Source organism: Abyssibacter sp. (assembly GCF_964229365.1).
Lineage (GTDB): Bacteria > Pseudomonadota > Gammaproteobacteria > Nevskiales > OUC007 > Abyssibacter.
In genome coordinates this window covers 25766-33286 of the sequence record NZ_CAXRDQ010000015.1, presented here as the reverse complement: position 1 = coordinate 33286, position 7521 = coordinate 25766, and the positions used below count along the sequence as shown (strand labels likewise).

The window sequence follows — 7521 nt, the reverse complement described above, 5'->3', positions numbered from 1 at the left end:
AACGAGAAAGGAGGTGGGCATCGTGAACGCTGGGATCGGGGTGGATCGGCGCGGCGGGCGCGGCGTGAGGTTGCCAATATAGCAACCGCCAAGGGCCGTTGCGGACTTCGCAGGGCATAAACCGTCTCGGTGTTGACGGTGCCGATCAGCGAGCCGTCGGGCGGCATTTGACCGGGGGCTGTCGAATCCCACCTGCGTTGTTCGACGATCGGATGACACATCATCAAACGAGGAGCCAACGTCATGTCACAAACCATTCGCCTTCATCGCGTACTGCGCGCCACCCCCGACCGGATCTATCGGGCGTTCATCGATCCGGCCGCCATGGTGAAATGGCTGCCGCCCTTTGGGTTCACCGGCGAGGTTCACAGCCAGGATGCCCGTGTCGGTGGCCGGTATCAGATGTCGTTCACCAACTTCAGCACCGGCAGCACGCATTCGTTCGGTGGCGAGTATCTGGAACTGGAGCCGGGTAAGCGGCTGGTGAACACGGATCGATTCGATGACCCCGGTCTGGCGGGAGAGATGACGACCACGGTGGAGCTCAGCGAAGGGCCGCTGGGCACGGAACTGTCCATCACGCAGGCGGGCATTCCCGACATGATTCCCGCCCAGGCCTGCGTGCTGGGCTGGCAGGAATCCCTGACGATGCTGGCGCAGCTGGTCGAGGCCGAAATTCCCGATCAGATGTGACGCCTCGCGGGAGGGGGAACCGCGCCTCGTCGCAGCGCCGGGTTATCCTCGCGGCCGGATCAGTGCAGCAGCGAGGCCGCTATGGACGAGGCCGTGTTCAATCTGGCGAATACCTTCGCCGTCATCAAACCGGATCAGCGGGTTGAGCCGGTCGCGGTATCCCCCTCGGTTTACCAGCAACTGGATGAGCGATTCGACGGCTTTCGGGGGCACACGCTGATCGCCGAGTATGCGTTTTCTTCCGACTGGAATAGCTGGGAGCGGCACCCGGCCGGTGACGAGACCGTCGTGTTGCTCAGCGGCCGCGCGGAGATGATCCTGCGGCAACACGATGGCGACGAATCACATACACTCGATGCGGCGGGCGACACGGTCATCATCCCGGCCGGTTGTTGGCACACGGCGAAGGTTCAGGAGCCCACCCGCATGCTGTTCATCACGCCGGGCGCCGGCACGGAACACGCCCCGTACCCCGAGCAACCATCGTGAATACCCTGCATCCAACGCTGAAAAGCTGGGCTGATAGTGGCGACTGGCTGACGATTCCACCCTGTGGTCATCGTGTGTTTTATCGCGAATTCGGTTCTCGGGATGCCAGTCCCGACAACACGGCGCTGCTGATCCATGGGTTTCCGGAGTCATCGTTCTCCTGGCACAAGGTGATCGAGGGGCTGCACCAGCGGTTCGATCGGCTGGTGGTGCTCGATCTGGTGGGCTACGGCTTAAGCGACAAGCCGGACGCAACACGATTTGGCTACTCGCTGATGGAGCAGGCGGACGTTGCGTTGATGGTGTGGGCGCATCTTGGCGTACGCGGCGGGCATCTCATCGCCCACGACATGGGCGACAGTGTGTCGACCGAACTGCTTGCCCGGTCGGTGGAAGGCCTGTTGCCTGCGGGCTTTGACGCCGGTTTCCAGAGTGTCACCTTCACCAACGGCAGCATGGTGCTGAGCCTGGCAAGCCTGCGGGTGACCCAGCGGCTGCTACTCACGCGAATGGGGCCGTCGCTGACCCGGTTGGTCAACAAGAGAACCTTCGTGCAGCAGGTTCGCAGTGCCCATGGCGCAGAGACGCTTTCGGACGTGGATATCGATCACATGTGGGCCGCCAACTGCCTGCAGGACGGCCATCGCAAGTCCTATCTGACGATTCGCTATCTCTTCGATCGTCGCCGGTTCGAAACGGCGCGCTGGTTGCCCGCGCTGGCGGCCACGACCATTCCGATTCATCTGTGCTGGGGCGAGGCCGATGCGGTCGCCCGCGTGGAGATGGCTCACTATCTCAAGCAGCATGTGTGTACCTCGGCGCAGCTCAGCCTGATGCCAGGAGTGGGGCATTTCTGCCAGATCAGCGATCCCGGAATCTGGATCGATACTATGCTGGCGTATTACAGCGCAGGTGCCTGACGGACAGATCGGGCGTGGGTGCTCGCCGAGCAGCCCGTGTGGCTAGAACCGTATGACTGAATCACGGCGTCTGCCGTACTCATGGGAGCGGGGATGAACCTCTGGAAGGAGCTGCGCCGGCGAAATGTGTTTCGCGTGGCAGGCGTTTACGCGGTGGTGGGCTGGCTGTTGATGCAGGTGGCAATCGCGTTGGAATCGTCGTTGAGCTTGCCGGACTGGTTCGACGGCGTCGTCGTGAGTCTGCTGTTAATCGGATTCCCGGTGGCGGTGCTGCTGGCCTGGGCGTTCGAAATGACGCCGGACGGTGTGCAGCGCACGGAGGTCGGCGCTGCGGGCGACAGCACGGCCGGATACGCCGCCCGCAAGCTGGATGTGGCCCTGGTGGTCAGTCTGCTATTGCTGGGCGCGGTGGTGCTGGGTGATCGAGTTCTGCCTCGGGCCGAGGCACCGCCGAATGCGGTCGTTGCCGAGACCCCAGCGGCCCAGGGCGGGAGTAGCGCCGCTGGGGATTCGATCGCGGTGCTTCCGTTCGAGGATTTCTCGCCGAGTGCGGATCAGGGGTATTTCGCGTCGGGCATTGCCGAAGAGTTGCTCAATGTGCTCGCCAAGGTCGATGGGCTGCGGGTGGCGTCGCGGACGTCGGCATTCTCGTTTGCCGGCAAGGATGTGAGTGTCTCCGAAATTGCCAAAGCTCTTGGCGTTGACAAGGTGCTGGAGGGGAGCATCCGCAAGGCGGGCTCCACACTGCGGATCACGGCCCAGTTGATCGATGCCAGCACCGATGTGCACCTATGGTCCGAGACCTACGATCGCCCCTTGTCGGCAGAGAATATTTTCGAGATCCAGGACGAGATTGCGACTGCGATCGTGGCGGAGTTGCAACATCAGATTGATGTGCCGGTGATTTCGGTCCCGCGACCTACCCAGTCCACCGAAGCCTACGACGCGTATCTCAAAGGCAAGGAGCTGTCGTTGCTGCGTACAGTCGAGGGCGTTGACCAGGGAATCACCGAGCTGCTCCGGGCCGTGACCCTGGACCCGGAGTTCGCCGTGGCCCATGCAACCCTGGGCTTTGCCTACAGTCTGGCGCGCTACTACGCCAACATGCCCGAAACCAGTTCGCTACCGCGCAGCAGTCTCTTCATGCAGCGAGCCCAGGCTCTGGCTCCGGAGAACGGCGAGGTGCTCTCGTACTACGCCTGGTGGCTGACGGAGCAGGTGCCCGAGCCCGTGCCATTCAAACAGGCCGTGGAGGGCTTCAATGCAGCCATTGCAGCCAACCCGAACAACGCGGAGGCATACCGAGGGCTGGGATTTCTGCAGTTCAATCATGGCCAGTACGAACAGGCCCGGTTGGCTTATCGCAAGGCCTATGCGCTCAATCCGCTATCGCAGGTTCTGGCCGCAAATCTTTCCGGGCTGGCGAGCGATATGGGCGACGAACAAGGCAGCCTTGAATGGTCGCGTTACGCGTTTCAACTCGGCACAGTGACCGAATTCACCATTCAGAGTTACGCCTGGTCGCTGTTTTCAGCCGGGAAGCTGGTCGAGGCTCATCGTGTGCTCAAAGCGGTCGAGTCACATTTCTCCAGTCGGTTGGCGCTGGCCTGGGTGTACACCGAGCTAGGCATGTTCGATCTGGCCCGGCGTCTCGACCCAGGCTACGGCGAGTTCATGCAGCTGATGTATCTGGGCGAGCGTGCGCAGGCCACACAATTGATCGAGGCGTCGGACGAACCGCCTACCATCCGGTTTAGCGGTTTGGCGCTTGCTGGCGCCACGAGTCAGGCCTATGCCGTGTTTCTGGAGAACGAGTCTGCGTTTCATGCAGAGTTGGACGAGTTCATCACCTGGGATCTTACGAGCTCGGACCTCGAGTTGACGCTTTATCGAGTCCTGTCCTCCCAGGGCGATTCACGCGCCATGGAGCTACGTGAACGACTGACCCGGAAACACGCCGGGGAGCGGCCGGAGGATGTGACCAACCCATCGCGACTGGTGTTGAATGCGCGCTGGGCGTTGTTATCGGGCGAGGCGGATCGGGCGATGGTCTGGTTGCAGCGGCTCGTGGACCTGGAGCTCAGTAACATCACGGCACTGCTTGATCCGGAATTCGATGTGCTCAAATCCCGCGGGGACTACGCCGCATGGAGGCAGCGTCTGGAAGCAGTGATCGCGGACGAGCGGGCATTGATCGAACAGGCTTTGGAACATCCACCCGAGAAATGGTGGTCACCTGATGACGTCGAACCCGTGAAGCCGACGCTGCCCTGAGGGCAGTAGGAGCGAGCTCGTTCGAGCGGGCTCACCAGAAAGCCGGTCAACGGCTGTCCGGTTTTTCGTGTCGGTTGCGTAATGATCAGAGGGCACAACGCGGACGTTGAGCATTCCCGCCGTGCTGCGGGTGAGCGGACACGTCGCGCGGGCAAGGAGGGCATCGTGCTAACTGTCAGTGAAATGATCGACGACATCCTGCGCCGAGAAGGCGGGTTTGTGGACCACCCGGCCGACCGGGGCGGGCCGACCAAGTTCGGGATCACGCAACAGACGCTCACGGCATATATCGGCCGGGTTGCACTGCGCGGCGAGGTGGAAGCGCTGGGCGAGGATGTGGCTCGAGACATCTACGAGCGCAACTATTTCTTCGGGCCGCGAATCGACCGACTGCCCGCACCAATCCAGCCTTTCGTCTTCGACTGCGCCGTCAATCACGGGCCGCGACAGGCCGTGAAGTTCGTGCAGCGGGTCTGCAACCACGCGCGGTACCAGCCGCCATTGTCCGAAGATGGCGCCATGGGGCCGAACACGCGCAAGGCTGCCGAGTGGGCGCAGGCGATCATGGGCGATGTGTTCCTCGAAGCCTTGATCGAAGAACGCAAGAACTTCTATCACCTGATCGTCGCGGCGCGGCCGTCCCAACAAGTGTTTCTGGCGGGTTGGCTGAACCGGGCCGCCGAATTCGAAGAGGCGGTGGCGTAATGGCCTGGTGGAATGCGATTGGTGACGTGCTCAGGGGCGGCAAGGATGTGGCCGAAGTCTTCGTGGAGAACAAGGAACATCGCGGCGAACGCCGACACGAGGAGGTGCTGGCGGATATCGACCGCGACAAGGCCTCGTTGCGCCAGTTCGCCGCGGAGTTCCATGCCCGGCAAAACCGCACGCGATGGGATTCGTTCGTCGATGGACTGAATCGTCTGCCGCGACCGTTGCTGACGATCGTCATCATCAGCTTTTTCGTGCTGGCGCCGCTGGACCCCGAGCGTTTTCTGCTCATCGCCCAGGCCTATGAACTGATGCCGCCGGGTTACTGGGCACTGCTGAGCGTGATCATCGGCTTTTATTTTGGCGGGCGCATGCAGCTCAAGGCGCAGGACATGGCCGTGCGCAAGGATGCCGTCCAGGCGGCGAAAGACCTGGTGGTGATGCGCAAGGCATTTCGCGAGATCGACTTTGCCGAGGAGCCGGTCGAGTCCCGAATCTACGACGCTGCGGTGGCCGAAGGTGCGCGGAAACCGACAAATTCCGTCATCCAGCGGTGGCTGGAATCCCGACCGGGTGACTGAATCGGGTCCGTGATCGATCCATCCCGTGCGGCATCACCTGGGGTCGTGATCACGCCAACCCGGAACTCTAGCCACCAGGCATTGCCACAACCTGTGCGAATTGAATTCAACGCACAAGGAGGTCATCCGTGGACGAGTGGGTCCGCAAACCGGCAACCTGCGTGTCGTATGGCAGCGTTCATGGTGCGCGCGGCGTCGAGCAGTTGCGGCAGGTGATGATCGAGCTGCGCATGGCCCCGCAACCTCGGCGAGGACCTGCAGGACGGCGATTATCTCGGCACTCGATACGCTGCTGTGGTGGGGTAAGACGCTGCGTGAGGCCAGACTCGCCAAGGCAGCTTGAGGCCATCGTGCAAGGGAGCGATCACCGGGGCAGCGAACTCATGTGCTGAGCGCATCAGCCAAGGAGATCAACATGATGCAGGTGATTCAATTCGAAGCCGACAACGTCGTCGGGATGCGTATCCAGGGCAAGGTCGAAAAACCGGACCTCGACCAGGTGAAACGCGAGGTTGAGCGGCGCCTGGAGCGCCATGACCGAATTCGCGTTTACGTCGAAGTGGCGGAATTCGAGGGCATGAGCGTGGATGCCTTCCTGGAAGACCTGAAGTTTGGTGCGGACAACTGGAACCGGTTCGACAAGGAAGCTGTTGTCGTGGATCAGGCGTGGCTGCGTAAGGTGACCGCGATGGCCGACAAGCTCGTGCCGCAGATCGACGTCCGCGCGTTCTCCGTCGCGGAGACCGACAAGGCGCGACAATGGGTGACTTCCTAGCCGGGTCCTGACGCCTCTAAAAACCGCGTGCCGTGCATCCTCACATGGGTAGCGCATGACAAGCTGTCATGAAACTGCTTCATGGTCGGTTCGGGCTGCGGTCGGGTTGGCATCGTTCTTGATGGTACTGCTGTTGTCACCGCCGCAGATTTCGTGGCCGGCGTTCGTGACAGGCGAACTGGCGGTGGTGATGCCGGTTTTCGGAAGCCGGTCCAGCGCGGATTCGGCGCGCAGCGGCCATATGACATCGCAGCTGACCACCGATATGGCCCGATGCCGTCGTTGGGCGGAACGGCCCGTTGTTTCGACCCGTGATCTGATCTGATCGAACGACGGAGGCGGTCGCGTATCCGTAAAGAAGATTCATTCGCGACAATCTCCGTTAGACTTGCTGTGGGGAACCAAGAGACCAATTGAAGTGATTACTGTGATGATCGTCGATGATCACCGGCTGGTCCGGGCGGGCATCCGACGTGTTTTGGACGAGCAGGGTGATATCGAGGTCGCCGCCGAGGCGTCGTCCGGCGAAGAAGCCATTAACCTTGCTCGCGACCTGCAGCCGCAGGTGGTGCTGATGGATATCAACATGCCTGGCATCGGTGGCCTGGAGGCCACGCGGCGCATCATCCAGCGGTCGCCGGATATCAAGATCATTGGCGTCTCCATGCATCTGGACGAGCCGTATCCCAGCCGGCTGCTGTCGGCGGGCGCCTCCGGTTACATCAGCAAGGATTCCGCGGCGGAAGAGGTCGTCACGGCCATCCGGCGCGTGCATCAGGGCGGGCATTACATTGCGCCGCTGGTCGCTGGCAACCTCGCTGCGGCCTTGATCAAAGGGCAGAATGAATCGCCTTTCGACGCCTTGTCTCACCGCGAAATGCAGGTGATGAATCTGGTGACGCAGGGACATAGCACCCAGGCGATTTCCGACCGCCTGTGCCTGTCCCCCAAGACCGTCAGTACCTATCGCTACCGCCTGTTCGAAAAGCTGGGCGTGCATAACGACGTGGAACTGACCCGCCTCGCCATGCGCTACGGCTTGCTGGAGGACAGCGTCGCCGCTGCTGACTGACGTCCTGCG

At 61.9% G+C, this 7521-nt stretch carries 8 protein-coding genes; all 8 read left to right on the top strand.

The features are described from left to right. Positions 1-243: 243 nt before the first annotated feature. The 8 genes from ACE1EY_RS02110 to uvrY all read left to right on the top strand — a co-directional run bounded on the left by ACE1EY_RS02110 (position 244) and on the right by uvrY (position 7512). On the top strand, positions 244-693 hold the full coding sequence (locus ACE1EY_RS02110) for an SRPBCC family protein (RefSeq protein ID WP_291512642.1): 450 nt from the start codon (positions 244-246) through the stop codon (positions 691-693). 81 nt (positions 694-774) lie between these two features. After that, the gene (locus ACE1EY_RS02105) at positions 775-1182 is read left to right on the top strand and encodes a cupin domain-containing protein (RefSeq protein WP_291512643.1); all 408 of its coding nucleotides are present in this window, start codon (positions 775-777) and stop codon (positions 1180-1182) included. After that, positions 1179-2102: an alpha/beta fold hydrolase gene (locus tag ACE1EY_RS02100; RefSeq protein ID WP_370299336.1), complete on the top strand. Its 924-nt coding sequence runs from the start codon at positions 1179-1181 to the stop codon at positions 2100-2102. Before ACE1EY_RS02105 ends, ACE1EY_RS02100 begins: the two co-directional genes overlap by 4 nt. Before the next feature lie 93 nt (positions 2103-2195). Next, positions 2196-4376 (top strand): tetratricopeptide repeat protein, encoded by a 2181-nt coding sequence (locus ACE1EY_RS02095; RefSeq protein ID WP_370299335.1) that lies wholly within the window; start codon positions 2196-2198, stop codon positions 4374-4376. Between the two features lie 165 nt (positions 4377-4541). Beyond that, on the top strand, positions 4542-5081 hold the full coding sequence (locus ACE1EY_RS02090) for an N-acetylmuramidase (protein ID WP_291512646.1): 540 nt from the start codon (positions 4542-4544) through the stop codon (positions 5079-5081). Beyond that, positions 5081-5665 (top strand): 3TM-type holin, encoded by a 585-nt coding sequence (locus ACE1EY_RS02085; RefSeq protein WP_291512647.1) that lies wholly within the window; start codon positions 5081-5083, stop codon positions 5663-5665. Before ACE1EY_RS02090 ends, ACE1EY_RS02085 begins: the two co-directional genes overlap by 1 nt. Before the next feature lie 415 nt (positions 5666-6080). Further along, complete coding sequence (locus ACE1EY_RS02080; RefSeq protein ID WP_370299334.1) at positions 6081-6440, top strand: STAS/SEC14 domain-containing protein; 360 nt, start codon at positions 6081-6083, stop codon at positions 6438-6440. A 418-nt stretch (positions 6441-6858) separates the two neighbouring features. Then, positions 6859-7512, top strand: coding sequence for a UvrY/SirA/GacA family response regulator transcription factor (uvrY, locus tag ACE1EY_RS02075; protein ID WP_291512649.1), 654 nt, complete (start codon positions 6859-6861; stop codon positions 7510-7512). The last annotated feature ends 9 nt before the right edge of the window (positions 7513-7521 follow it).

Bases quoted from the DNA above. Each gene is read 5' to 3' on its own strand.
- ACE1EY_RS02085 (WP_291512647.1), top strand. From the start codon at position 5,081: ATGGCCTGGTGGAATGCGATTGGTGACGTGCTCAGGGGCGGCAAGGAT.
- ACE1EY_RS02095 (WP_370299335.1), top strand. From the start codon at position 2,196: ATGAACCTCTGGAAGGAGCTGCGCCGGCGAAATGTGTTTCGCGTGGCA.
- ACE1EY_RS02110 (WP_291512642.1), top strand. From the start codon at position 244: ATGTCACAAACCATTCGCCTTCATCGCGTACTGCGCGCCACCCCCGAC.
- ACE1EY_RS02105 (WP_291512643.1), top strand. From the start codon at position 775: ATGGACGAGGCCGTGTTCAATCTGGCGAATACCTTCGCCGTCATCAAA.
- ACE1EY_RS02080 (WP_370299334.1), top strand. From the start codon at position 6,081: ATGATGCAGGTGATTCAATTCGAAGCCGACAACGTCGTCGGGATGCGT.